Here is a 23,078-nt window from a genome sequence, read left to right as displayed (position 1 = left end):
CGCCGAAGGAGAAGCTTTCTATGCCACAGGTCGAACCGGCCACCAGGAACCCGGACAAGGGCTATGTAGCGCTTCTTGGCTGGAGTCTCAATGCGGTGGAAGCCCTCGACCGGTTCGACCGGCGATACGTCGTGGTGGCGCCGGAGTGGGCCGAGGAGTACTGCGTCGACCACGACATCCCCTACGTGCCCTGGGATTTCGAACGGCTCAACGACCGCTCCATGGAGATCGCCGAGACTCTTCAGAACGAGGGCGTCGACGTCGCGATCCCGCTGTTCGAGGAAACGGTTGAATGGGCTGGGGCGATCAACTCCGTTCTGCTGGACAACCCGCGTTTGTACGGTCAGGCCATGCTGTTGCGGGACAAGGCACTGATGAAGCGCCGCGCCCAACTCGGCGGCATCCGGGTCGGAATATTCGAGGAAGCCCATGACCGGGACGACGTGATCCGCTTTCTCAGGCGCGTCAATCAGACCCTGCTCAAGCTGGACGGTGACCCGAACGACCCGATCCACCTCAAGGCGTTCGACAAGGCAGGATGCCTCGGGCACCGCGTCATCCGTACCCCGGACGAGGTCGACACGATTCCGGAAGAGGAGTTCCCGGTTCTCATGGAATCCCACCTCGATGGCTGGGAGTTCGCGGTCGAGGCGTGGGTGCACAACGGGAAGATCAAGTTCCTCAATATCTCCGAATACGTCACGCTGGGGTATTCGGTGTTCGTGCCGGCAACCCCGGAACTGGAGCGGTACCGCCCGCAGATCACGGCGCAGATCGAGAAGCTCATCAAGACGTTCGACATCGAGTTCGGCTTCGTGCACCCGGAGTATTTCGTCACCAGCGACGGCGAGATGTACTTCGGCGAAGTCGCCTACCGGCCGCCGGGCTTCAAGGTATTCGAGCTGCTGGAGCGGGCCTACGGGTTCAACGCCTACCATGGGCTGGTGTTGGCCTTCGACCCGAAGACGACCGAGGAGGAGATCGACGCCTTCTTCCCGCGCGAGGTCGTCGACGCGTCCGGGGTCGCCGGCTGCTTCGGTGTCTACCCGCGCCGCCGCGTCGTCAGCGACCTGGTGATCCCAGAGGAGACCGAGGACGACGACTACTACGAGTCGCACGACCTCTCGACGCCGCTCGAGCAGACTGTCACCAAGAGGACCGCGTTCGGCACTCATTGGGGCCTGGTGTACTTCTTCGGTGATGACCCCTACCGGATGCGCGAGCTGTTGAAGAAGCAGGAAGAGCTCGACTTCTACGTCTGACGACCCGTGGACGCAGGAGACCTACCCAAGGGAAACCTTTGAAACCGACCGTCGACGTCACCGGTGAGGCCACGACGCTGGACAAGCGCGTGACCTCACTCGACGACGCCATCCAGGCCATGGCCGAAACCCGGGACTTCGGCAAGCACACGAAACTGCGGCGAGTCCTGGAAGCACTGCGGCGGGTACTCATGCAGCCGGGCGGCGCCGCGGCGGTCCAGGCGAGGGCGCAGGCCCTTGAGGAAGCCGGGCTGTTCCAGGGGACGGACTGGGCGTCACCGGAGATCCTTGTCCCGTCGCTGGTCGGCCCGGGCCTGCACAGCGGAAACCCGGACACTGTCGTTATGGAGGCGACCAGCGAGTTGCGGCTGCTCGCCGTCGCCCGCGGCGACTTCGCGCACCCGACATTGCCCGCCGAGGACGCCCGCCAGTTCCTGTCCCAGGTACTGGCAACGAACCTGGAGCTGCTGGTCAACCCGCCCAGCGAAGCTGAGCGAACCCAGCAGGGCCGGACCGCACAGCTCATCCGGGACGTGTTCCGCCACCTCGCCGAGGAGATCGGTTACGACACCGTCCTGGACAACCTGGTCGACGAGATCTGGCGGATCCTGCGCCAGCGTCCGATCCAGGTCGAGGCGGTGCACTCCCTGATCACCCGGATCGCGATCTACCGCGACGACCCGGACGTCGCTCTTGGCGCATCGTCAGGCCAGGGCATCGACCGGCTCATCACGAGCCTGTTCGGAACCACCGAGGCGTGCCGGGAGGATCCGGGCATCGACGTCTTCCGCTCGCGGCTAGAGGTGATGGACGACGGCGGCCTGCAGTACGAGGCGACGGGGTTCGCGCGGGCGATGCACGACACCGGCCTGGTGTCGCCGTACCACGCGGAACTGCTCCGGTTCCTCCTGCGCGAGAGCGACTACCTCATCGGTGAGGCGCTCGGGCTGTCCGACACCGGCCGGAACTGCCTGCTGCGCTACAGCCAACTGGTGCACCGGCTCATCGAGGTGGCCGTGCACCCGCAGACCGCGCAGTGCATCTACGGGCTGGCGCTGCTGCTCGACCGCGGCATCCTTTACGAGCCGCCGGTGGTGCCCGCGCTGTGGCGTCAGTTGGCGCTTGAACTCTCCCCGGTCGCGCGGGAGCGGCTGACGACGGTTTTCGGCGAGGTGCCGGGGCCCGAGGCGCGACTGGTCGCGGGGGTGCTCTCGATGCTGGGCCAGCCGCTCGGCGTCGGTCAGGGCGACAACCCCACCTGCCAGTCCGCCCGCGCACTGTCGATGTGGTCCTACAACGACCCGGACTACCTGCTGCAAATGGTGGTCTGGGCGGCCCGCGACGACGAGATCCTCATGCACTTCGAGGGGCAGCCGATCTCGTCCAAGGACAGCGCGACCGGAGTCGCGAGCACGCTGCCGATGGACCTGGACCCCGTGTCGCTGCTCGTGGTCCCTCACTTGGACCGGATCTACGCCGAGATGGGGCGGCGCTGCGCCGCGCGGCCCGGGGACCCGCACCGGTGGGTCAACCCCGAGTTTCACGGCTGGTGGGCGGGCCGTGGGTTCCACATCAACGTCGACGTCGCGACCGGAAACCTGGTCGACCCCGACGAGTTCCTGCGGCAGTTCCACGCCAGCTACCACCCGACCTACAACGGCGAGCAGCCACTGATCCATCCGCAGCCGGCCGGCGTCGCCGTCACCGACAGCGCGGCCCGCTACGTCGGCTGGCACGCGATCACGATCCTGCGGGTCGCACCGGACCCACAGGACGTTATGCGGGTGTATTTCTTCAACCCGAACAACGACAGCGGCCAGGACTGGGGCGACAGCGTCGTCGTCTCCACCGCGGGCAACGGCGAGCGGTTCGGCGAGGCCTCACTGCCGTTCGACCAGTTCGCCTCGCGGCTCTACATCTTCCACGCCGACCCGCTCGAGCGCGGCGAACCGGAGCGTGTGCCCGCCGAAGACATCGCCCGGATCATCGGCTACATCGAGCGCAGCTGGGGCAACGACCGGCTACCCGCCGGGACGCTGCAAGCTCTCGAAAAGCCCAGCAGCCTGTGAGCCTCCCAGGAAGGCAGGCCGCGACTCTGCCGTGGTTCGGTCGGCCTTCTTCGTTCTTCACCCGATGAAGACCTCGATGGTCTTTCCGCCTTGCGGCTCACGACGCACGGTGCCCTCACACGCGTTGGTCACCGACTCCGGTACCACGAGGGGCTTGTCCACGGTTGCTGGAGTACATCCTGTTCGACTGCGCCTGTGAAGTGGCGAGTTCGTGCCCGGGCTGGATCGTGCAGGCCAGAGGTGGCGTCTCCGCAGGCTCGGGCGCTCACTGAACCAATTGCGGTTTGGTCGTGCGGTTTTCAGGCTCCGTGAGGGCGCGATGCCGGGCGGCGAGCTTCTCGTGCGTCCGGTTGTTCTGAGCAGGCAGCGGCCCAGTGAGGCACCCGAGCCGCGGCGGGTCGCCGGCCCTTGCCAGGACCGCCCCGGCCGGTGACGGCAGCGACCGGTGCAGACTTCCGCCATCCGCAGAGACCAGAACCATGGGTACTCAGACTGGAGAAAATCTGTAGTGGCGAGAGTAGACATCGAGACGTGTTGGGGGTAGGTTCTTTCTCGTACTCGCAGAGATCAGAAGGGCGAGGCAGATGACGAACTGCCTCGTATGCAGGTCAAGTAAGTAGTGGACCGGCGGTCGTGTGGTGTGGCTGCATGGTGAAGGCTCCACCACTGGCTGCCGGGCCAAGCGACTCCAGGAGTCGCACGCAGTTCCGCAAGATCGAGCAGTGCACGACAGATCAGTAGAAAAGGAGGAGAAACACGCCATCAGGATCGCCCGGGAAGGAAGTCCGCCCGGGTACCGCAGACCCCGGATTGGAAGGTGGTCCTCGGTCACGCAGCTGCGATCCCCGCACCCGTCCCTCCGGACGGTGGTGCGGCAAACGGAAGCCGGCGCAAATAGCCGGTAGATGGTGTTGATCCCCTCGGGGCCCTGGTGCCGCACGGCGCCAGGGCCCCTCGACGCGTCTCCCGAGAGGTGCCAGTGGCCGCAGACAATCTTTCCACCCCGTCGAGCAACCTCGACGACGACGATTACCCCGCCTACACCATGGGGCGGGCCGCCGAAATGCTCGGCACAACGCCCGCCTTCCTGCGAGCCATCGGCGACGCAAACCTGATCGTCCCGCTCCGCTCGGACGGTGGGCACCGCCGCTACTCCCGCTACCAACTGAGGCTCGCCGCCCGGGCGCGCGAGCTGGTCGACCAGGGGACCTCCGTTGAGGCCGCCTGCCGCATCATCATCCTTGAAGACCAGCTCGAGGAAGCCAAGCGCATCAACGAACAGCTGCGCTCGCGCACCCCGGAGGCCTCCCCGGAATCGAAAGCCGACGCCTGACACGGGCAGACCGATCCGGTCGCCTAGCGGGTCATCAGGGGATCGCCCGTCCCGGAAACCAGAGGACGAGGCTCGTATCGTCAGCACGAACGGCTGAATCGCCGCAGGCCACGCCGGCTTCGGCGGCGCACAGTCAGCACTCGCCTGTGCGCGTTGGGCCATGCCGCAGGAAAGCGGAAGCACGTGGAGATGCTTCCGCATGACAGCAGACTCGATGCCCCTCCGGCGCACGACCTGCGACGGTTCCGGTGACGGCTAGACCGTCATGCACGGCCGCGGCAGCTACGTCGAGGCGCGCCGCCTGTGTGAGGAGCGGGACGAATGACCCGACGCGACGGGACCGCCGACGACTCTCTCAACCTTGAGCAAGCCGGAAGAAACAACGGCCATCTGCCAGTTCGGAGGCCTGACCCGCACTGTTGATCAGGCCTCCGAGGCGTTCCTGGGTGCCAGTTGTGAGTAACCAAGCGGATGCCGGAGCGGGGTGCGGTCATCGGCTGGTGATCCACGTGATCGCGTTCGATCGGTTCGCCAGGGTCATGCCGTACGGGCCAGGGTGGCGATCTCGGACGAGGAGAGCGCGCGGGGGAACACGCTGACCGCGTCGATACCGCCGCGGAAGCGGTCGGCGACCTCGCCCTCCCATTTGGACCGCCCCACCGCGAACTTGCCCTGAGCCGAGAACACCGGGGCGTGCCGGGTGGTGTCCTGGAGCTGTCCGTCCACGTACAGCCGGATCTCCTCGGCGGGCGCGTCGTAGACCCCTACGACGTGCTGCCACGTGCCGAGCACGGGACTGGCGGCCGATACCGCTTCGTCCTCCTCCGATTCGGAGGAGTCGCGGTCGTCGATCGCCAGCCGCCAGCGGTCGATGGAGTTGTCGTACTGGAGGAAGAAGCCGCTGATCTCCTGGCCGTCCTGGCTGATCGCGGTGGAGAAGTCCTGCTTGGAGGCGAGGTTGAGCCAGGCGGAGACGGTGTAGCTCCCCGTGGTGTCGATCATTCCCGGGGGCCCTTCGACGTACTGGGACCCGTTCAGGGAGAGCGACCCGCCGTGGCTCCGGCTCCGGGCGCCGCTTCCCGTCAGCGTGCCGTTGTTGCCGCGTCCGGAAGTGTCGCGAACGGTCGCGCCGGAATCCTCGTCGAAGTCCCACTGGAGGACGGAGCCGCTCACAGGCGGCTTCGCGGGTTTCGACGGGGACGGGGGCTTCTTCTTCGGCGGCTTCGACGGCCTGGGATGTTCGGAGGAGGGGGAGGCGGACGGGGTACGGGAGGGGGTCGTCACGGACGCCGTCGGAGGGTCCTGCGGCCGGGCCACCTCACGGCTGTCCGCCCCGCTGTCGTGTGTGGCGAAGAGCACCGCGGCGCCGATGATCACCAGGCCGACGGCGGCCGAGGTGAGCGCCACCTGTGTGGTGTGCCGTCTCTGGCTGCCGCCGCGGTCGTCGGGGGCGGGGGTGTGGGACGCCGAGGCGGGCACATCTTGGCCGTACGTCGGTCCGTCCGTCCGCTCCTGCCCGGTCCGCTTCGCGCCGAGCGCCGTGGCGCCGGGCTCCCAGCCCTCATGCCCACGCTCGCGCGCGCCACCGGACGTCGCCGCGAGTGCCGGTCGCTCCGCGACGTAGCGCGCCCCGCCCCACGCCAGCACGCCTTCCGCGAGCAGGGTGCCGCAGTCGTCGTCCATGCGGGACAGGTCGTCGAACGCCCGTCGGCAGTAGGCGCAGCCGGCGAGATGGTCGTCCACGTCGCCGTCGGTGGATGTGCCCCGCGTCTCCGAGGCCGCCTCGACCAGCCGGACGAAAGGACGGCACGCGCTGTCGCCCTCGTCCGCGTACGTCCGGAGGTAGTCGTCCCGGAACTTGGCGCGGGCGCTTCCGCGCCAGCCGCGGACGGCGTCGGGCGATGCGCCCAGAAGACGGCCGACGGCGGCGGGCTCCTCGCACTCGACCACGTCGTGCCACAGCACGGTCTGGAGGTGGACCGGCAGACCGCGAAAGGTGCTGAGCAGCACGGACGGACGTGGGCTGACGTCCTCGCGCGCGCTGCCGGACCGCGCGCCTGCGGGTACGTCATCCGGGCCGCTCTCCAGCCAGTCCCGGAAGTCCGCGCTCAGTTCCTCGCGGCGATCAGAGTGCGTCCACTCCCGCCTGGCCACCTCCGGCACCGCGGCCAGCAGCCTCGGCCGCCACGCCTCGTCCGATGTGGCGTGATCCGTGTCCAGCACGGCCCAGCGGATCGCCTCGGCCGCCAGGGTCCCGGCGCCGCGCGCGGCAGAGACACACAGCGATGCGTAGGCGGTCACCGCCCGGAGATGGCGTGCTCTCAGCTCCTCCACCGCAGGCCCGGCCGATTCGGGTTCCCGCGCCGCTCTGTTGACCAGGGCGGTGTCGCTCAGGTCGGAGAGTGGTCCATCGCCGTCGGCCGGTTCGGAGCCGGTGTCTTGCCATCGTTCGGACAAATCGTCATTCCCGCGATCTGTGGATGTGTGGGGCCAGCCGCGTCGGGTCGGCCCGGCGGTGCGGTGACCGGTCCTCCCTTTCCGACGGGGCCGCTTCCGGCGTGGACGCCGTGTGGCACCAGTGATGCGCTCCAGTGAGATGCAATGACAGCACAGCGGCCTCAACTCCTGGTAGGCCCAGGCAAACACCGTCGTCGACGATGCAGCACAGGACGGTGCCGGCGTCATGCGAGGCGCCCGACCGGCCGGGGAACGCGCGACGGGGAACGCGCGGCGGGAACGCGCGGGCGGGCCGTGACCTGTTGGGAGCCGGATGCGTCTCCGGCTTGCCCCGGCGCGAGCGCCGCAACCGTTCCGTACGGCCGGAGTCGGCCGACGTGCCGGTCGGCGGCCGGTCGGCGGGCCGTCGCCACGCTACGGCTGCCGGGCTGATACAGACCGCATACGCAATCGAGCGGTGGCCGGTTCCCGGGCACGGCCAGCCGGATACCTGCGCCTCCCAGAGTGACCGACGTGCGCACCCCTGCCGTCCGCTCTCTGGAGGTGCTCCGTCATGCGCCCTGCCCACCAACTGCGCGTCCGTGGACTCCGGATCGTCTCCCTGGCGCTGGCCGCCGCCGTGATCGGGCTGTGCGCCCAGCACCCCACCAGCGCCTCCGGCGCTCCCCGCCCCCGCGGCTGCCTGGCGACCACGAAACTGCCGTGGCCGGACGAAGGTCAGGCGACGATGGCGATCGAGGGGATCGGCAACCTGGGTCTGCACGGAGGCCGGACACCCGTACCGATCGCGAGCGTCACCAAGGTGATGACGGCGTACGTGATCCTGCGGAACCACCCGCTCACCGGCGACGATCCGGGCCCGGGCATCACCGTCGACGCGCGGGCCGAGGAGGAGGCGCTGTCCCGGGACGAGTCGAGCGTGCCGGTGCGGCGGGGGCAGCGGTTCGGCGAACGGGAGCTGCTGCAACTGATGTTGATCCCGTCGGGCAACAACATCGCCCGCATGCTGGCCCGTTGGGACGCGGGCAGCGAGCGTGCCTTCGTCGCGAAGATGAACGAGGCCGCCCGCGATCTCGGCATGAACGGCACGACGTACACGGGCGCGAGCGGTTTCGAGCCCACGACGGTGAGCACTGCGGCGGATCAACTGAAGCTGGCCCAGGCGGCCATGCGGGACAGCGTGTTCCGGTCGATCGTGGGCATGCCGAGCGCACGCGTCAGCGGCGTTCCCCACCGGGTCGTCAACACCAACTCCTTGCTGGGCGAGTCCGGCGTCATCGGCGGCAAGACGGGGTCCAGCACGGTGGCGGGCGGCGCCCTGATGTGGGCGGCGGAACGGGAGTTCGCCGGAGAGCGGCGCCTGGTCCTGGGGGTGGTTCTCCGGCAGGCGGCGGCCACATCCTCTGAGGAGGGACTCCGCACTGCCCTCGCCAACAGCCGCCGGCTGATGGACGGCATCCCGAGCACGATCACCCGTACCTGCCCGGACGGCCGCTCCGCTGACGAAGAGGCTCGGGCATCCAAGGAGAGCAAGGCCGATACTCGCCGCCGCACGCTCCAGCGACCGGACCGGTGACTGCTTCGGGCCGCGACCTCACGTACGGGTATTCATGTGACGCCCGCAGAAGGACCTGCCTCGCGCTTCAACGGACCGTCACCCCAGCCGCGCGGCGCGGGTCAGGAGGTGGCGCTTCTCGGGTTCGCTGGTGGTGCGTCGGGCCGCCTCCTGGTAGCCGGCGCGGGCCGCGTCGTGCTCGCCGGCCATCTCCAGCAGGTGCGCCCGTACGGATACGAGGTGGTGGGAGCCGGAGATGCGCTCGTCAGCTGAGAGGGCGTCGAGCAGGGCCAGCCCGGCCGCGGGTCCTCGTACCTTGGCCACCGCCACGGCCCGGTTGAGCGTCACCGTCGGGTTGGGTGCCACGCGCTCCAGAACCGTGTAGAGGGCCAGAATCTGCGGCCAGTCGGTGGCTTCGGCGGTGGGTGCCTCGTCGTGGACGGCGGCGATGGCGGCCTGGAGCTGGTACGGGCCGATCGGGCCCTTCGACAGGGTGTCCGTCACGAGGGCCACGCCCTCGGCGATGGCTTCGGCGTTCCAGAGCGTCCGGTCCTGCTCGCTCAGCGGCACCAGTGACCCGTCCGGGGCGGTGCGGGCCTGGCGGCGGGCGTCGGTCAGCAGCAGAAGGCCCAGGAGCCCGGCCACCTCGCCGTCGCCGGGGACCAGCCGATGGAGCTCGCGGGCAAGACGGATGGCCTCGGCCGTGAGCTCGGCCCGTACCAACTGCGCCCCAGATGTGGCCGTGTAGCCCTCGTTGAAGACGAGGTAGACCACATGGAGCACGACGCCGAGCCGCTCCGCCTGCTCAGCCGGCGGCGGCAGGCCGAAGCTTGCCCCGGCCGCCTTGATGCGTTGCTTCGCCCGGCTGATGCGCTGCGCCATGGTCGCCTCGGGCACGAGGAAGGCCCGGGCGATCTCGGCGGTCGACAGGCCGCCGACAGCCCGCAGAGTCAGCGCGACCTGCGACGGCGGCGTCAGCGACGGGTGACAGCACAGGAAAAGCAGGGTGAGGGTGTCGTCGCCGATGGTGTCGTCGCCGATGACGCCAGGGGCTTCGTCCGGGTACAACTCGCCACCGGCGGGCGGAGGCGGAGTACGGACCGCATCGGCCTCCTCCCGCCGGCGGCGGGCGGCGTCGCTGCGCAGCTGGTCGGCGAGGCGGCGCGACGCCACCGTCACCAACCACGCGCGGGGATTCTCCGGCCACCCCTCCACCGGCCACTGGCCCGTGGCCGCCACGAGCGCCTCCTGGACGGCGTCCTCGCAGGCGTCGAATTGGCCGTAGCGGCGCACGAGCGCACCGAGCACTTCCGGGACCAGTCGCCGGACGTCCCGCCAGTCGGTCACGGCTCGACGTCGGCCTCGTGCATGAGTGGCCGGACCTCGACACCCCAGTGGCGCGCCGCCGGGTTGCGAGCGGCGATCTCCAGGGCCCGTTCCTCGCTGTCGCAGTCGAGGATCGTAAAGCTGCCCAGGTACTCCTTGGCCTCGGCGTAGGGGCCGTCGGTCACCACCGGCGTTCCGCCGCTGACGCGGACCATCTTGGTGTTCACCTGGTCGGCCACGCCATAGGCGCCGACGAGCTCGCCCGACTCGAACAACTCCTGGTTGAGGGCGTCGGTCTCGCGGATGATCTCGGCGAGGCTCTCCTCGCCCACCGAGTTGAAGGCTTGCTCGTTGCCGTAGATCAGCAGCATGTACTTCACAGCTCGCTCCTCTCTCACTGCTCGGGTCTCACTGCTCCGGTCTCACTGCTCCGGCTGGGCGGCCGGTCCGACCAGGTCGCCGCTGGCGCCGCGGTCGTCCAGCACCAGCTTCGATCGCCCGGTCACGGTGTAGCGAATATGGGTGACCTCGGGCGCCTCGACGACCCGGGCCGGGACCAGCTCGATGCCGTCGTCGGCTCCGAGGCCGAGGCTGGGGTCGAACAGGCGCTGGCCGTCGCCCAGCAGCACCGGGGCGATGTGCAACTCGATCTGGTCGAGGAGCCCGGCGGTCAGCACCTGGCGCAGGAGCACGCCGCCGCCGGCCACTGCGACGTCCTTGCTACCGGCGGCTTCCCGGGCCAGCTCGACGGCCCGCCCGACTCCTTCGGTGACAAAGGTGAAGGAGGTGCCACCCTCGCGTTCGAGCACGTCCCGGGGACGGTGGGTGACGACGAACACCGGGGCGTGGAACGGCGGCTCCTCGCCCCAGGGGACCTCGCCGGCGTCGAACATGCGCCGGCCCATGACGTAGGCACCGGCCGCCGTGAACGTCTCCTCGATGATCTCCGAGTCGACTGACTGCTCGCCGCCGGCGAAGCCCTGCCGCTCGCGCCAGGCCATGGCGTCGACGGCCCAGCGGGTGACCCGGAAGAAACCGGGCGCTTCGGGGCCCTGCATCCAGCCGCTCATGTCCTGGGAGCCCCGCGTGTCCCGGGGTCCGGTGTAGAAGCCGTCGAGGGACACCGACATCTGGGCGGTCACCTTGGTCATCGTTCGCGCTCCTCTCGTGTTGGCGGCCTCCTTGGCCGCCCGTGCCCATCAGTCGGAGCCGACCGCCCGTTCTCGACACGAGCCGACGGGAAATCCGGGAAGAAGTCCCGCCTCGGATGGTGGAGAGGGTCCACGACCGGCCGAGGGCGGCCCAGCCGGCGGGGAAGGCACGGCCCAGCGCGTTCGCGTAGACGACGTAGACGGCGTGGACAACGTAGACGGCGTGGACGACGAGTTGCCCGCGATGAAGTATCTCGTGGTTCCACCCCGAGCTCGACCGGGCGGGCCGCGGCTGACGCGGCCTGACCAGGAGCCCAAGGCGCTGCACCTGCGGCGCGGCCTGCACCGGGGGCCGGGCCACGGGCCCCAACAGCCGGTGGTGATCACCGAGGCGCCACCGCCGCGTAACCAACCCACCCGGGAGCCTGCACCCGAGCCGTAACACCGCTCCTGGGAGGTCACCGAGGTCCATGGACGGGCTTCCCCAAGCTCAAGGCGCGGATTCGATGCCCGTCACCCCGGCGCTCCGTCACAGGGCCGCTTGCAACTCGCCTCGGTGCGCGGCCACCCATCGATGCGCAGCTCGTACGGACTCCGCTGCACCCTTGTCCCGCAAGTCCACCATTGCCGGGTCACCCTCAGAAGCGGCGGCCTCGATGCCTCTCCAGCACCGGTCCTGCCACCACAAGATCGTGTCCACAAGCGTGGCTCGCGTGGAGAGGCCGTAGGCGTCGCAGATCGTGCGCATCTTGAGCGCGGTGGCCTTCACATCCGTCACGCCTGAGCCCAAGGCCAAGTACTGCCAGCAGAGGTGAGCGACGTCGTGGATACGCTCACCGGGGGCGGCCAGGTCCCAGTCGATGAGCGCCACAGGCCGCAGGCGCGCCTCCACAGGGGCATAGACGGTGTTCTTGGGCGACAGGTCGTTGTGACACACGACCTCATGCGCCCCGGCCAGCGCGCTGCCGGCCGTCAGGTCGTGAAACTCACGGACGAGCCTGGCCACTCCCGTCAGGCAGGCGTCGGAGCGCACCGCCGACCACCGTACGGAACCCCAACCCACGTATCCCTCCATGTAGTCCAGGATCTCGCGCCCCTGCTCATCCAGACCGCGGAAGCGCGGTGCTCCTGTCCAGCCCTGCTGCTCGAACAAGCCGAGCAGATCATGGGCGAACTCTGCCCGCGCCGGAAGGGGACGCCGCACCGTTGCACCCACGCGGACAACACGATTGATAAAACCGCCGGGCATTCCGAACTCGGCCATCCCACTACCTTGCCGCACACCGGCCACCCCAGATCGCACGAATTGGCAGTGGTCAGCCGTGCCACCCACGAGGTCCCGTCCGCCTGACTCGCTCCTATAAAGCCCTGGTTGCGGGTGCGCGGTGCCGCCGGCAGCTATGTGACGCCCGAAGCGTGTCGGGGAGACTCAACCCATGGATGCAGGGGTGGCAGCCATCTTGGGGGCGGTTGTTGGTGCGTTGGGTACGGGAGGTGCGGCTTTTGTCACTGGCCTCTGGACGGCCAAGACCACCCAGCGGCAGTTGGCGGCTCAGGATGCGCAGCTGCACCGTCAGTTGAGCATCGAGCACGTTCGAGAGCGGCGTGAGCCGCGGAGCAAGGCGTATGCGGACTTCCTTGCGCAGGCCCGCGTGCTTGAGGTAGCGCTCGGCAGGTATCGGGAGATGCACACTCTCGATATGGAGGAGTTCCATCAAGAGCTCCATCACCTGGATTACCTGGGCGTCCAGGTCTGGTTGGAGGGCCCGCCGTCTGTGCTCGCGTCGGCCCAAGAGCTCATGAAGTGTGCTCACCACTGCATCAGACCGCTCCGCCACTCCATCGCGGCACATCAGCGCTTCAGTGAAGGGGCCAGCGAGTACGCCGATGCCAAGGGGCACGTCGCCGATATGGGTCTTGAGTTCACCGCAACTATGAAGAGCTTCGCCGATGCCGCTCGCCGCGCGCTCAACGGTGAAGCAGACGCCCCACTGCCTGATCGATCTTGAGTCCACGGCGACCTCATGGGATGACCATGCTCCGGGCAGCGGGTCGACTGCCGGGGTGACCTCAGAGGCCGCCGTGCCCACGGTCGCAAGGAGTCATGGCTTCAAGCGGGCGCCAGGGGGAAGTACGACCGCCGGTCCCGCCCGATGCGACGGTCGCCACGGCGCCTAAGCCAAGCGCCGGAAGACCAGGACCGCGTTGTGGCCGCCGAAGCCGAAGGCGTTGCTTACCGCCAGGTCGATCCGCTGCGTGCGGGCCGTCCCGGCGACCACGTTCAGCTCGATGTCCGGGGCGATGGCCTCCAGGTTGGCGGTGGGCGGGGCCAGTTGGTGCTGGAGGGTCAGGACCGTGAGTGCCGCCTCCACCGCCGCGCTGGCGCCGAAGGAGTGGCCGAGGGCTCCCTTGGCCGAGGTCACAGTGGGGGCGTGCGGGAACACGCGGGCGACCATGGCCGCCTCGGTGACGTCGTTGAGGCGGGTCGAGGTGCCGTGCGCGTTGACGTGGTCCACGTCCCCGGGGGTGGCTCCGGCCTCGGCGAGCGCGGCCCGCAACGCGACCTCCGCGACGAGGTGTTCGGGGTACGGGGCGGTGGCGTGGAGCGCGTCGTCGGTGGAACCGCAGCCCGCCAGGATCGCGCGGGACCTCGCACCGCGACGCAGAGCGTCGACCGTCCGCTCCAGGACGAGCACGCCTGCTCCCTCGCCGAGGACGAATCCGTGCCGATCACTTTCCATTCAGGAAAGTACTTGCCGCCGCGCCACACCCGCTGCTACTTTCCTATCAGGAAAGTACTTCTCGACGATGAAAGAAGGCAGGCGTGACCAGTCGGCCAACACCGGAAGAAGCAGCTCGTTCCCTGCGGGACGTCGATCAGCGGACGGATCAGGCCATGGAGTCGATGGTCGACAGCAGGTGGGTGTCCGTGTTCTGCGGCCTCGGGGTCTTCGCCACCGCGGCGTCCTTCGACTTCGAGGCCCTGCGCCCCCACTCCTCGTGGATCACGTTCGCCTGGACCGTGCCGCTCACGGCGTACACGCTGTTCAGGAGGTCGCGGCGGGGTTCGCGGTTGGTCGGGCGGCCGACGTACGTCCACAAGGACGCGCTGTCGCCGACGGCGAGGAAGGTCGGGATGCTGTCGATCCTCGCGATCGCGCTGATCCCCTACGTGACGCTCCTGACCGGGGCAGATGTGTCGGTGCACGTCCCGGCGTACACGTCCACGGTCCTGGGCGCGCTCGTGGGAGGTGCGTTCATCGGCTTCGGGCCGAGCATCCAGCGCCGGTGGGGGCAGCTGTTCAAGCGCGCACCCGTCGCCGACCTGCCGCGGACCGATGGCTCACGCTGAGCTGGACCCGGTCCTCCTCGACCCGACGCGGCTGTCCATCGTCTCCCTCCTGGCCTCCACGCGGCATGCGGAGTTCGGCTGGGTCAGGGACCAGGTGGGGCTGTCCGACTCCGCGTTGTCCAAGCAGATCACGACGTTGGGCAAGCACGGATACGTCGAAGCCGAGAAGGGCTACGTCGGCAAACGACCGCGCACCTGGCTCGACTTGAGCCGGGCTGGCCGCAGCGCTCTGGAGGGGCACGTGGCCGCTCTCCAGGGGATCGTCGAGACGTCGCGGCAGGCGAGCGAGGCCCGCACCGCCGGTCTCGACGGAGAACGGGACGACGGCGAGGGGTGACCGGGACGCCGCGGGAACCGGCCGCCACGGCGCCGGGCGGCCCCCGGCGCTCAACTCCCCGTCAGATGAAGGGTGCAACCAAGTCGGTGGCAGGTGTGTCTCCTGTTGGGAATGGCCTAGACGTTTGGAGGACACCCGCATGACACCCCTGAGACGCCGGGACGTTGGAAGAGGACGGGCCGCCCGTGCCGTGGTGCCGGTCGCAGCGGCACTGCTGGCGGCGGGCGGCCTGACCGCGTGGTCGCTCACCTCGGAGGAGGCGCACGCGGCGCCCGCCGAGTCGGCGGCACCCGCGGACGACCTCAACGGCGACGGATACGCCGACCTTGTCTCCGGTGCCCCCGGCGGCACGATCTCCGGCAAGGCGCAGGCGGGCTACGTGGCGGTGACGTACGGCTCGGCGGACGGGATCGATCCGTCCCGTAAGAAGCTGGTGAGCCGTTCCACGAGCGGCGTGCCCGGATCGGCCGCCGCCAAGCAGCAGTTCGGCAAGACGTTCAGCACGGGCGACCTGGACGGCGACGGCTACGGCGACCTCGTGATCGGCTCCGCCGACGCGTCCTCCGGAGGCGTGATCCTGTGGGGTTCGCCGTCCGGGCCGTCCGGCGGCACCGCACTCGACGGGTACGGGCACACGCCGCAGGCAGGGGACTTCGACGGCGACGGCAAGGACGACCTGGCGCTGTTCGGCGACGCCGACGTCGAGGGCGACGACCCCGTGACGCAGCCCGCCGCGCTGTTCAAGGGGCCGGTATCCCGCGACGGCTCCCCCGCCGAACGGCTCGACTTCATGGACAAGTCGGAGTGGTGGGGCTACGGCGACGACGGCCCGGGCTGCGCTGAGGACGACTCGTGCGTCGACGGGCCCTCGTCGATCAGCGGCCCCGTGACGGCCAAGGCGGTCGGGGACGTCAACGGAGACAAGCGCAAGGACATCGCGATCTGGCAGTACGAGGGCGACGGCGTGTGGGGGAACCACGTCCTGCTCGGCGGCAAGGCCGGATTCACGACGACGTCCACGCTGGGCGACGCCGGGTCCGTCGGCGACGAGGACGACAGCGGCGTGGGCGACGTGGACGGCGACGGAAACGACGACGTCGTGCTCGGCACGACCGGCGACAAGGTCACCGTCGTCTTCGGGTCTCCGTCGGGTCCGTCCGGTGACCACGTGCAGTCGTTCGACCAGAGCCTGCCCGGGTTCCCCGGCGCCCAGGAGGACGGCGACCGGACCGGCTCCTGCGTCTCGGTCGCCGACGTCACCGGCGACGGACGCGCGGAGGTCGCGCTCGGCATCAGCGGCGAGGACTTCGGCGGCCTGAAGAACGCCGGCACCGTCGCCCTGCTGCACGGCGGCTCCTCCGGCGTGACCGGCGAGGGCAGCCAGGTCGTGCACCAGAACACGGCGGGCGTGCCCGGAGTCGCCGAGGCGGGCGACGAGTTCGGAGCGGCCTGCGCTCTGAAGGACGTCGACGGAGACGGCCACCGCGACCTCAACGCCTCCTCGACGAAGGAGAACTCCTCGGCCGGAGCGGACTGGTCGCTGCGCGGTACGGACAAGGGCCTGACGACGGAGGGTGCGGCGGCGTTCGGCCCCCTGGACGTCGGCGGTCCCGCGGCCGGCGCGCGCTTCGGCGGCTTCCTGCGCTGAGGCCGCGGCGCCGGGCGGGTGCCGAGCCGGACCCGCCCGGCGCTTCCGTCGCCCGTACTCCCCTCCGTAGACGTTCCCAACGGGCAGGGCACAGCGCTCCGTTGGGCAGTGCACTCCGCTCCCCCGAGGGGCCGGCGTCTGGACGAGGCAGGGACCGCCCTGCTGATTCCGGTCTGGTACCGGTCGGCGGTGACCTCCACCGACGAATGGGCCGCCACCGTACGGGCGTTGGTGAATCCCGGCCGCCGTCCCCTCGCCGGGTCGCTCGGCCTCGTACTGCCCGGAGATCTCGCGAACGAGCGGGCTATGCGGGCGCTGGTCACCAAGCTGTCCCGGCTGCCCTATGACGAACGGGCCTGCGCCCTGGACCGGTGGCGCCTCGATCCCTCGGCACAGGGCTGCCCGCGCTCGACCGCCACCGCGCCTTCTCTCGTTCACTCGCCTCCGAGCGCGTTCTCGAGGCGCCGGCGGTAGGGCAGTACGTGCTCCCTCAGGGACGGGAACAGATGCGTCAGCTCGTCCAGGTCCATGACCGCGTCCCGCAGCAGCTCCCGATCGGGGCCGCTGCCCAGGAAGACCTCCAACGAGTCGCCGGCCAGGTCCCATTGGGACCTCGCGCAGTGCACGATGAATCTGTTGCCCTTCGCCCTGTCCGCCTCCGTCCCCTCCCCGGCTGCCTCCTGCGTCATGAGTTCCGTGGCGCGGTCGAGGTCGGCGGAGGCCTCCTCGTCGCGGCCCATCAGCCGGTAGGTGATTCCCCGGAGGGTGAGACCCCAGGCGTCGTCCGGGTGGAGTCCGAGGACGCGGTCGAAGTCGGCAAGCGCCTCCGGAAGCCGGCCGGCGCGCTGGTGGATCTGGCCCCGGCTGCCGATGGCCCAGTCCAGCTCGGGCTCCAGCTCGACAGCGCGGTCGAAGTCCGCCAGCGCCTCCTCGTCACGGCCCATCAGCCGCTGGACCTCGGCGCGGTGGGCGATGGCCCAGCTGTACTCGGGATCGAGCTCGACGGCCCGGTCGAAGTCCGCCATGGCCGCGTCCAACTGGCCCAGCGACGCGTGGACTTCGGCACGGTTGGCGATGGCCCAGCCGTACTCGGGGTCCAGCTCGACGGCCCGGTCGAAGTCGGCCAGCGCCTCGTCGAAGCGGCCGAGCGAGCGGTAGGTCCTGCCGCGATTGGCGATGGCCCAGTCCAGGTCGGGCTCCAGCTCGACAGCGCGCTCGAAGTCCGCCAGCGCCTCCTCGTAACGGCCCGCCAGCCGGTGGCTCAGGCCGCGGTGGGCGATGGCCCAGCTGTACTCGGGGTCGAGCTCGATGGCCCGGTCGAAGTCGGCCAGCGCCTCGTCGAAGCGGCCGAGCGAGCGGTAGGTCAGCCCTCGGTGGGCGATGGCGAAGCTGTAGTCCGGGTCCAGCCGGATCGCCCGGTCGAAGTCGGGCAGGGCCTGCTCGGGACGGTCCGAGAGGCGGTGGGTGTCGCCGCGGTTGGCGATCGCCCAGTCCAGCTCGGGCTCCAGCTCTACGGCGCGCTCGAAGTCCGCCATGGCCTCCGCGAGACGATTCGACGAACGGTGTGCCAGCCCGCGGAGAGTGATGTTCCAGGCGTCGTCGGGGTCGAGTTCGATGGCGCGGTCGAGATCGGCCACCGCTTCCTCGTTGCGGTCCATGAGGAAGTACGTGCACCCGCGGGAGGCCACGATCCAGTCCTCGTGCGGGCCGAGTTCGACGGCGCGGTCGAGGTCGGCGAGCGCATCGTCGTAGCGGCCCATCAGCCGGTAGGTCTCGCCGCGTCCGTAGCGGGCGCGCGCCGCGTCCGGGTCCAGCGCGAGGGCCGCGTCGTAGTCGGCCAGAGCCTGCTCGTACGCGTCGGCGGTACGGCGGTCGCGGCCCCGGAGCGTGTGCGCGAAGACCCTGCCGCCGACGTCGAGTTCGCCGCGCGCGAGCAGAAGCGTGAGTACGGCGACGCCGGCGCCGGCCTCCTCCTTCAGCGAGGACAGGAGCCGGCGTGCCCAGTCGAGCAGGGCGGGGTCGGCGGTGTCGTCCGCGGCCCGGGAGAGCATGTGGACCCAGCGGCGCAGGGTGGTGAGCCCGTGGTCGTAGGCGTCGAGCAGCTCCCGCAACGCGGCCGGGAGTGCCGGGCGCGGGTCGGCGCACAGCCGGTGGTAGGTCTCCTGGAGCAGATACTCGCGCCACCTCTGGTCGTCCCACCACTTCTCCTCGGCGCGGGCCGGATCGCCGTCCTGGAGCTGCCGGCGCCATGTACGGAAGGCGTCGGCAAGGCGTACGTGCTGCTCCTGCCATCGGCGGGGCGACCGCGTGCGCTGAAGACGGAGCATCGCGGCACGTACCACGTCGTGGTAACGGCAGTGGCCGCTGCGGTTGTTGACGAACGGCAGGGTGCGCAGCCAGTCGAAGGACTCGGCCGCCTCGTGGCCCGCCGCGGCGCGGTAGACGTCCTCGTCGAGCTCCTGCGGCAGGGCGCAGGACAGTGCGACGGCGCGGCGCGCGGGATCGCTCTCCCACTTCAGGAAGCGCTCGACGGCGGTGCCGCTGGGGTCACCGACCTCGTCGACGTCCGCGGGACGGCTCTCCGCCAGGGTCGAGACCAGCACCGGGAGCCTGCCGGAGAGTTGGAGGATGATCTGGACGACCCGTTCCCCGGTGACGCCCTTGCCCGTCAGCAGCTGCCGCGCCTCGGCCTCGGTGAACACCTCCAGCGGCAGATCGGTCACGAACTCCAGGTAGTCGCCCCAGCACCGGGGTTCGAGGGGCGTCTGGCCCGCCAGTACGACGAGCACGTTCGCCGGCAGCGAGCCGTAGCGTTCGCTGAAGAGGATGTCGCGCAGCCACGTGTCGAGGATGGGGCCGGTGCGCTCGTACGTGTCGAAGAACAGCGCCACCCACGGGCAGCGCTGCGCCACCTCGTGCAGGTCCGCCAGGAAGGCGGGCGTGAGGACCTGAAGGGGCGACAGGACGAGCTGGACGTCGTCCTGGTTGCGGAACCTGGAGCTGAGCATCGCCCGCAGCCGGTCCGCACCGACGGCCAGCTGGGTCGGGTCGACCGCCCCCGTGAACGCACCCAGCCCGGGCACCATCCCCAGCCCCACCAGGCCCACCTGCGAGGCGATGACGCTCGACGGCGACGGCGACGGCGGGGAGGGCGACAGGGAGGGAGACGGGGAAGGGGAAGGGGAAAGAGCCGGGACCGCGCCGGTCGCGGTCCCCTGCGGATCGCCCGGGGCTCCGGGTCTGCCGGCGAGAGCGCCCCCCGTGCCGGCCTCGGCCTCGTGACGGCGCTGCCGGTACACGGTCAGCTGCTTGTCGAACGTCTTCAACGCCAGGCCCTGCTGCGCCAGTTGACCGCTGACGGCCTCCATCGCCTCGACGACGCTGACAGCCGACTCGTCGACGCTCGCGGTGGCGATCTGCCGCTCGCGCGCGGACTCGGCCATCTGCCCGAGCAGCGTCGACTTGCCCACCCCTGCCGGTCCGTGCACGTGGAAGAGGAACTCGGCGCCGTCCTCGGGTGAGCGCCCCAGGTTCTCTCTGAACGTCGCCAACTCGCCCCGGCGGCCTACGAATCCGTCGCGCCGTTGCAGCCGGATCAGCTCCTGCCGCGAGAGCCGCCCTCGCCCCGTCATCCCGCTCCCCCCGTCATGGCCCGCATGCTGTGCGCGCTCCACCATGCTGCCCGATGGCGCGCGGGCGCGCCGTACTGCGGAGGGCACAAGTGCCGACCTCCGGGCGAAAGGCGCGTGCGATGAGTTTCCGCGCTCCCGTCCGTCTGACTTGGCAGGCACTCACCAACCAGTCCCGGAGGACGTCATGCGGAAGATCACTGCCGATCTGTTCATCTCCCTGGACGGGGTCGTCGAGGCGCCCGACCAGTGGCACTTCCCGTACTTCAACGACGAGATGGGCGCCGCCGTCGATGCGTCCGTCGGCTCGTCCGACACCCTCCTCCTCGGCCGCACCACCTATGACTCGTTCGCCGGGGCGTGGCCCGGGCGCGAGGCCGCGGGCGGTGAGGACGCCGCCTTCGCCAAGAAGCTCGGAGACGCACGCAAGATCGTCGTATCGAGGCAGCAGCTGGACTTCACGTGGCGCAACTCGGAGCAGCTGCGGGGTGATCTCATCGAGGGCGTCACCGCGTTGAAGAACGAGCCGGGCGGGACGATCGCGATGAGCGGCTCGGTCTCCGTCGTCCGCCGGCTGCTGTCCGCGGGGCTGCTGGACGAGTTGCACCTGCTGGTGCACCCCATCGCCGTCCGCAAGGGGATGCGCCTGTTCGAGGACGCCGACACGTCGGTCCCGCTGCAGCTGATCTCGTCGGAGACGTTCCGTACGGGGGTGCTGAACCTGGTCTACGGCCCGGACGAGGCCCCGGGCGCGCCTGGCGCGGGCGCGACGTACGAGGACGCCAAGGCGCATCTGCCGCAGGAAGAGCGGTAGGGGCGACGGCGGCCCGCTCGGCGCGCCTGTCTCCGGGTCCGTGTCCGGGGCCGTGTCCGTGTTCCGGGGCCGTGTCCGGGTCCGCGTCAGCCGAAGGGGCAGGTGCTGCGCGACTCGGTGATCCTCTCGGTCCGCGGGAGCCGGCAGAGCGTGCCCGCCGACTTGCGGTCGCCGTCGACGAAGTACCTGAACCAGGCCACGACTTGGCGGGAGACCAGCCCGTCCGGCGGAGTGGCGGCGAAGTGATCGCCGTTCAGCTCCAGATACGCCTTCTCCCGTGCTCCGGTGAGGCCCTTGTAGAAGACCTCGGCGTGGTCGGCGACCGGGGCGGTCTCGTCCGCGCTGCCGCCGACGACGAGCGTGGACGCCTTCACACGGCGCCAGTCGCCCCGGCCCGCGTACGGGGTCAGCGGCACCGCGGCCTTGATGTCCGGGTTGCTCGCGGCGGCGAACAGCGCCCCGCCGCCGCCCATCGAGTGGCCCAGCACGCCCAGTCGCCGGGAGTCGGCGCGGTCCTTGGCGGCGCTGCGCCCGGTGGCGTAGTCCAGGGCGCGCAGCAGCTGGCGGCCGCGCTGCGCGGGCGAGTCCTCCCGGGTCCTGGTGTTGAACGTGATCACGACGAAGCCGTGCGAGCTGAGCAGGGCGCCGTAGGGGGCGACCATGGACTCGTCCGCGCCGAGCCCGGGCGAGGCGGCGATCACGCCGTAGTCGCGGCCGCCGTCGGCGGGGTAGTAGACCGTGCCGCTGCTGAAGGCGCCGTCCGCGTCGTCGCGCGAGACGGTCTGTGTACGGACCTCGTACGGGCCCCGCTGCGAGCGGGGGACGCCGCGCTCGGCGCTGGCGCCGGGCCCGCTCGTGGCCGGGCCCTGCTCGGGCGGCTCGCCGGAGCAGGCCGCGGTCGTGACCAGGAGGACGGCGGCGGTGAGGACGGAGGCGAGCTGGCCGGCGGCCGTGCGCCGGGTCGCTCCAGCGGCAACGCGTGCCATGGTCATGACCGTACGAACGGCTCGGCGCACCGGCAACCCCGGCGAGCGGGGACCCCGGCGCCGCGCGCAAGCGCTCTGCTGTCGGCAGAGCGGGGCGCCCGCGGGCGCCGTACCCGCCGTGGCGGGGGCCGGAGGCGGGTAGCTTCGGCGCATGCGGGAGTTTCGGTTCTCACACGGCCTTGTCGGATTCGAGTCGTACGAGGCGGTCGCGGCCGAGTGCCGCCGCGCCGAGCGGGACGGCTACGACGTGGTGTACGCGGCAGACCACCTCGGCATCCCGGCTCCCTTTCCGCTGCTCGTCGCCGCCGCGCAGGCCACCGAGCGGCTGCGGGTGGGCACGCTCGTGCTGAACGCCGCGTTCTGGAACCCGGCGCTGCTGGCGCGGGAGGTCGCGACCGCCGACCTCCTCACGGGCGGCCGTCTCGAACTCGGCCTCGGCGCCGGGCATATGAAGTGGGAGTTCGACGAGGCCGGCATCCCCTGGCGGCCGTTCGGCGAGCGTACGGATCATCTCCGCACCGTGGTACGGGAGTTGGGCCGCCTCTTCGCCTCCGACGGCTATGAGCAGCAGCACGGCATGCGCACCAGGTTCGGCCTGCCGCCGCTGCGTCCCGTCCAGCGGAGCGGCTTCGACGGCGCCGGTCCGCCGCTCATCGTCGGCGGCACGGGCGACCGGGTGCTGGACGTCGCCGCGGAGTACGCGGACATCGTCAGCATCGCCGGTGTCTGCCAGGTCCAGGGCGAGCCGCCCGGGACGTTGCGCCTCGGCACGGCTGCCGAGGCGGATGACCGGGTCCGCTACGCGCGGGAGCGCGCGGGCGAGCGCGCCGGGCGGATCGAGTGGCACGCGCTCGTGCAGACGGTCGTGGCGACGGACGACAGGCGGGAGGAGGCGCGGCGCCTGCTGGATCGCTTCGGCCCGGCCATGGGCCTCGACGAACTGCTGGAGTGCCCGTTCCTGTTCATCGGCACCGTCGACGAGATGGCCGGGCAGGTGATGCGCAACCGGGAGCGCTACGGCTTCACGCACTACACGGTGCACGGCCCGTACGCGGAGGCGTTCGCCCCGGTCATCGCCCGGGTACGGGAGCTGGCCGCCCGCGACTGAACGGGGCGCGCGCCCAGGCCCGCCGGAGACCCGGCACCCGGGCGCGCTTCC

At 70.3% G+C, this 23,078-nt stretch carries 19 protein-coding genes; 11 read left to right on the top strand and 8 right to left on the bottom strand.

Features of this window, described 5'->3' with window-relative positions:
- Positions 1 to 20: 20 nt before the first annotated feature.
- The 3 genes from QQM67_RS29035 (at position 21) to QQM67_RS29025 (ending at position 4,664) form a co-directional block, all read left to right on the top strand.
- Positions 21 to 1,262, top strand: a complete 1,242-nt coding sequence (locus QQM67_RS29035; protein WP_314178101.1) for an ATP-grasp domain-containing protein — start codon at positions 21 to 23, stop codon at positions 1,260 to 1,262.
- A 38-nt stretch (positions 1,263 to 1,300) separates the two neighbouring features.
- Positions 1,301 to 3,331, top strand: a complete 2,031-nt coding sequence (locus QQM67_RS29030; protein WP_314178099.1) for a hypothetical protein — start codon at positions 1,301 to 1,303, stop codon at positions 3,329 to 3,331.
- Positions 3,332 to 4,310: 979 nt separating this feature from the next.
- Positions 4,311 to 4,664: a MerR family transcriptional regulator gene (locus QQM67_RS29025; protein WP_399067862.1), complete on the top strand. Its 354-nt coding sequence runs from the start codon at positions 4,311 to 4,313 to the stop codon at positions 4,662 to 4,664.
- Between the two features lie 537 nt (positions 4,665 to 5,201).
- Here QQM67_RS29025 and QQM67_RS29020 read toward each other — a convergent pair.
- Positions 5,202 to 6,965, bottom strand: coding sequence for a LamG domain-containing protein (locus tag QQM67_RS29020; RefSeq protein WP_314178097.1), 1,764 nt, complete (start codon positions 6,963 to 6,965; stop codon positions 5,202 to 5,204).
- 709 nt (positions 6,966 to 7,674) lie between these two features.
- Between QQM67_RS29020 and QQM67_RS29015 the strand changes: the two genes are divergently transcribed.
- Positions 7,675 to 8,697 (top strand): D-alanyl-D-alanine carboxypeptidase family protein, encoded by a 1,023-nt coding sequence (locus tag QQM67_RS29015; RefSeq protein ID WP_314178095.1) that lies wholly within the window; start codon positions 7,675 to 7,677, stop codon positions 8,695 to 8,697.
- Positions 8,698 to 8,775: 78 nt separating this feature from the next.
- On the opposite strand, the gene QQM67_RS29010 is transcribed toward QQM67_RS29015, so the two are convergent.
- From QQM67_RS29010 to QQM67_RS28995, 4 genes are all read right to left on the bottom strand, one after another.
- Positions 8,776 to 10,023 (bottom strand): RNA polymerase sigma factor, encoded by a 1,248-nt coding sequence (locus QQM67_RS29010; protein WP_314178093.1) that lies wholly within the window; start codon positions 10,021 to 10,023, stop codon positions 8,776 to 8,778.
- The gene (locus QQM67_RS29005) at positions 10,020 to 10,373 is read right to left on the bottom strand and encodes a YciI family protein (RefSeq protein ID WP_314178128.1); all 354 of its coding nucleotides are present in this window, start codon (positions 10,371 to 10,373) and stop codon (positions 10,020 to 10,022) included. Before QQM67_RS29005 ends, QQM67_RS29010 begins: the two co-directional genes overlap by 4 nt.
- A 51-nt stretch (positions 10,374 to 10,424) precedes the next feature.
- Positions 10,425 to 11,153 (bottom strand): dihydrofolate reductase family protein, encoded by a 729-nt coding sequence (locus QQM67_RS29000; RefSeq protein ID WP_314178091.1) that lies wholly within the window; start codon positions 11,151 to 11,153, stop codon positions 10,425 to 10,427.
- 529 nt (positions 11,154 to 11,682) lie between these two features.
- On the bottom strand, positions 11,683 to 12,417 hold the full coding sequence (locus QQM67_RS28995) for a phosphotransferase (protein WP_314178089.1): 735 nt from the start codon (positions 12,415 to 12,417) through the stop codon (positions 11,683 to 11,685).
- 172 nt (positions 12,418 to 12,589) lie between these two features.
- Between QQM67_RS28995 and QQM67_RS28990 the strand changes: the two genes are divergently transcribed.
- Positions 12,590 to 13,162 (top strand): hypothetical protein, encoded by a 573-nt coding sequence (locus QQM67_RS28990; RefSeq protein WP_314178087.1) that lies wholly within the window; start codon positions 12,590 to 12,592, stop codon positions 13,160 to 13,162.
- A 165-nt stretch (positions 13,163 to 13,327) separates the two neighbouring features.
- On the opposite strand, the gene QQM67_RS28985 is transcribed toward QQM67_RS28990, so the two are convergent.
- The gene (locus QQM67_RS28985; protein WP_314178085.1) at positions 13,328 to 13,894 is read right to left on the bottom strand and encodes a beta-ketoacyl-[acyl-carrier-protein] synthase family protein; all 567 of its coding nucleotides are present in this window, start codon (positions 13,892 to 13,894) and stop codon (positions 13,328 to 13,330) included.
- Between the two features lie 83 nt (positions 13,895 to 13,977).
- On the opposite strand from QQM67_RS28985, the gene QQM67_RS28980 reads away from it, so the two are divergent.
- The 4 genes from QQM67_RS28980 (at position 13,978) to QQM67_RS28965 (ending at position 16,964) form a co-directional block, all read left to right on the top strand.
- Positions 13,978 to 14,505, top strand: a complete 528-nt coding sequence (locus QQM67_RS28980) for a hypothetical protein (RefSeq protein ID WP_314178083.1) — start codon at positions 13,978 to 13,980, stop codon at positions 14,503 to 14,505.
- The gene (locus QQM67_RS28975) at positions 14,492 to 14,842 is read left to right on the top strand and encodes a winged helix-turn-helix domain-containing protein (RefSeq protein WP_314178081.1); all 351 of its coding nucleotides are present in this window, start codon (positions 14,492 to 14,494) and stop codon (positions 14,840 to 14,842) included. Before QQM67_RS28980 ends, QQM67_RS28975 begins: the two co-directional genes overlap by 14 nt.
- Positions 14,843 to 14,981: 139 nt before the next feature.
- Positions 14,982 to 16,490, top strand: a complete 1,509-nt coding sequence (locus tag QQM67_RS28970; RefSeq protein ID WP_314178079.1) for a hypothetical protein — start codon at positions 14,982 to 14,984, stop codon at positions 16,488 to 16,490.
- Between the two features lie 189 nt (positions 16,491 to 16,679).
- Positions 16,680 to 16,964, top strand: a complete 285-nt coding sequence (locus tag QQM67_RS28965; protein WP_314178077.1) for a hypothetical protein — start codon at positions 16,680 to 16,682, stop codon at positions 16,962 to 16,964.
- Here QQM67_RS28965 and QQM67_RS28960 read toward each other — a convergent pair.
- Complete coding sequence (locus tag QQM67_RS28960; RefSeq protein ID WP_314178075.1) at positions 16,925 to 20,122, bottom strand: tetratricopeptide repeat protein; 3,198 nt, start codon at positions 20,120 to 20,122, stop codon at positions 16,925 to 16,927. The two genes, QQM67_RS28965 and QQM67_RS28960, sit on opposite strands and share 40 nt — an antisense overlap.
- 184 nt (positions 20,123 to 20,306) lie before the next feature.
- On the opposite strand from QQM67_RS28960, the gene QQM67_RS28955 reads away from it, so the two are divergent.
- A complete protein-coding gene (locus QQM67_RS28955) occupies positions 20,307 to 20,933 on the top strand; it encodes a dihydrofolate reductase family protein (protein WP_314178073.1) in 627 nt (208 codons plus the stop codon).
- Between the two features lie 86 nt (positions 20,934 to 21,019).
- Here the strand turns inward: QQM67_RS28955 and QQM67_RS28950 are convergent, their stop codons facing one another.
- Positions 21,020 to 21,919: an alpha/beta hydrolase family protein gene (locus QQM67_RS28950; RefSeq protein WP_314178071.1), complete on the bottom strand. Its 900-nt coding sequence runs from the start codon at positions 21,917 to 21,919 to the stop codon at positions 21,020 to 21,022.
- A 151-nt stretch (positions 21,920 to 22,070) separates the two neighbouring features.
- Between QQM67_RS28950 and QQM67_RS28945 the strand changes: the two genes are divergently transcribed.
- Positions 22,071 to 23,027: a TIGR03621 family F420-dependent LLM class oxidoreductase gene (locus tag QQM67_RS28945; protein WP_314178069.1), complete on the top strand. Its 957-nt coding sequence runs from the start codon at positions 22,071 to 22,073 to the stop codon at positions 23,025 to 23,027.
- Positions 23,028 to 23,078 lie beyond the last annotated feature (51 nt).

The sequence above is a fragment of the Streptomyces winkii genome, assembly GCF_032248595.1.
Taxonomy (GTDB): Bacteria; Actinomycetota; Actinomycetes; order Streptomycetales; family Streptomycetaceae; genus Streptomyces; species Streptomyces winkii.
Note: the sequence above shows the minus strand (reverse complement) of the source record. Positions and strands in the feature narration are given on the sequence as shown.

Bases quoted from the DNA above. Each gene is read 5' to 3' on its own strand.
- QQM67_RS29035 (WP_314178101.1), top strand. From the start codon at position 21: ATGCCACAGGTCGAACCGGCCACCAGGAACCCGGACAAGGGCTATGTA.
- QQM67_RS29015 (WP_314178095.1), top strand. From the start codon at position 7,675: ATGCGCCCTGCCCACCAACTGCGCGTCCGTGGACTCCGGATCGTCTCC.
- QQM67_RS29005 (WP_314178128.1), bottom strand. From the start codon at position 10,373: ATGCTGCTGATCTACGGCAACGAGCAAGCCTTCAACTCGGTGGGCGAG.
- QQM67_RS29000 (WP_314178091.1), bottom strand. From the start codon at position 11,153: ATGACCAAGGTGACCGCCCAGATGTCGGTGTCCCTCGACGGCTTCTAC.
- QQM67_RS28995 (WP_314178089.1), bottom strand. From the start codon at position 12,417: ATGGCCGAGTTCGGAATGCCCGGCGGTTTTATCAATCGTGTTGTCCGC.
- QQM67_RS28990 (WP_314178087.1), top strand. From the start codon at position 12,590: ATGGATGCAGGGGTGGCAGCCATCTTGGGGGCGGTTGTTGGTGCGTTG.
- QQM67_RS28985 (WP_314178085.1), bottom strand. From the start codon at position 13,894: ATGGAAAGTGATCGGCACGGATTCGTCCTCGGCGAGGGAGCAGGCGTG.
- QQM67_RS28975 (WP_314178081.1), top strand. From the start codon at position 14,492: ATGGCTCACGCTGAGCTGGACCCGGTCCTCCTCGACCCGACGCGGCTG.
- QQM67_RS28970 (WP_314178079.1), top strand. From the start codon at position 14,982: ATGACACCCCTGAGACGCCGGGACGTTGGAAGAGGACGGGCCGCCCGT.
- QQM67_RS28960 (WP_314178075.1), bottom strand. From the start codon at position 20,122: ATGACGGGGCGAGGGCGGCTCTCGCGGCAGGAGCTGATCCGGCTGCAA.
- QQM67_RS28955 (WP_314178073.1), top strand. From the start codon at position 20,307: ATGCGGAAGATCACTGCCGATCTGTTCATCTCCCTGGACGGGGTCGTC.
- QQM67_RS28950 (WP_314178071.1), bottom strand. From the start codon at position 21,919: ATGGCACGCGTTGCCGCTGGAGCGACCCGGCGCACGGCCGCCGGCCAG.
- QQM67_RS28945 (WP_314178069.1), top strand. From the start codon at position 22,071: ATGCGGGAGTTTCGGTTCTCACACGGCCTTGTCGGATTCGAGTCGTAC.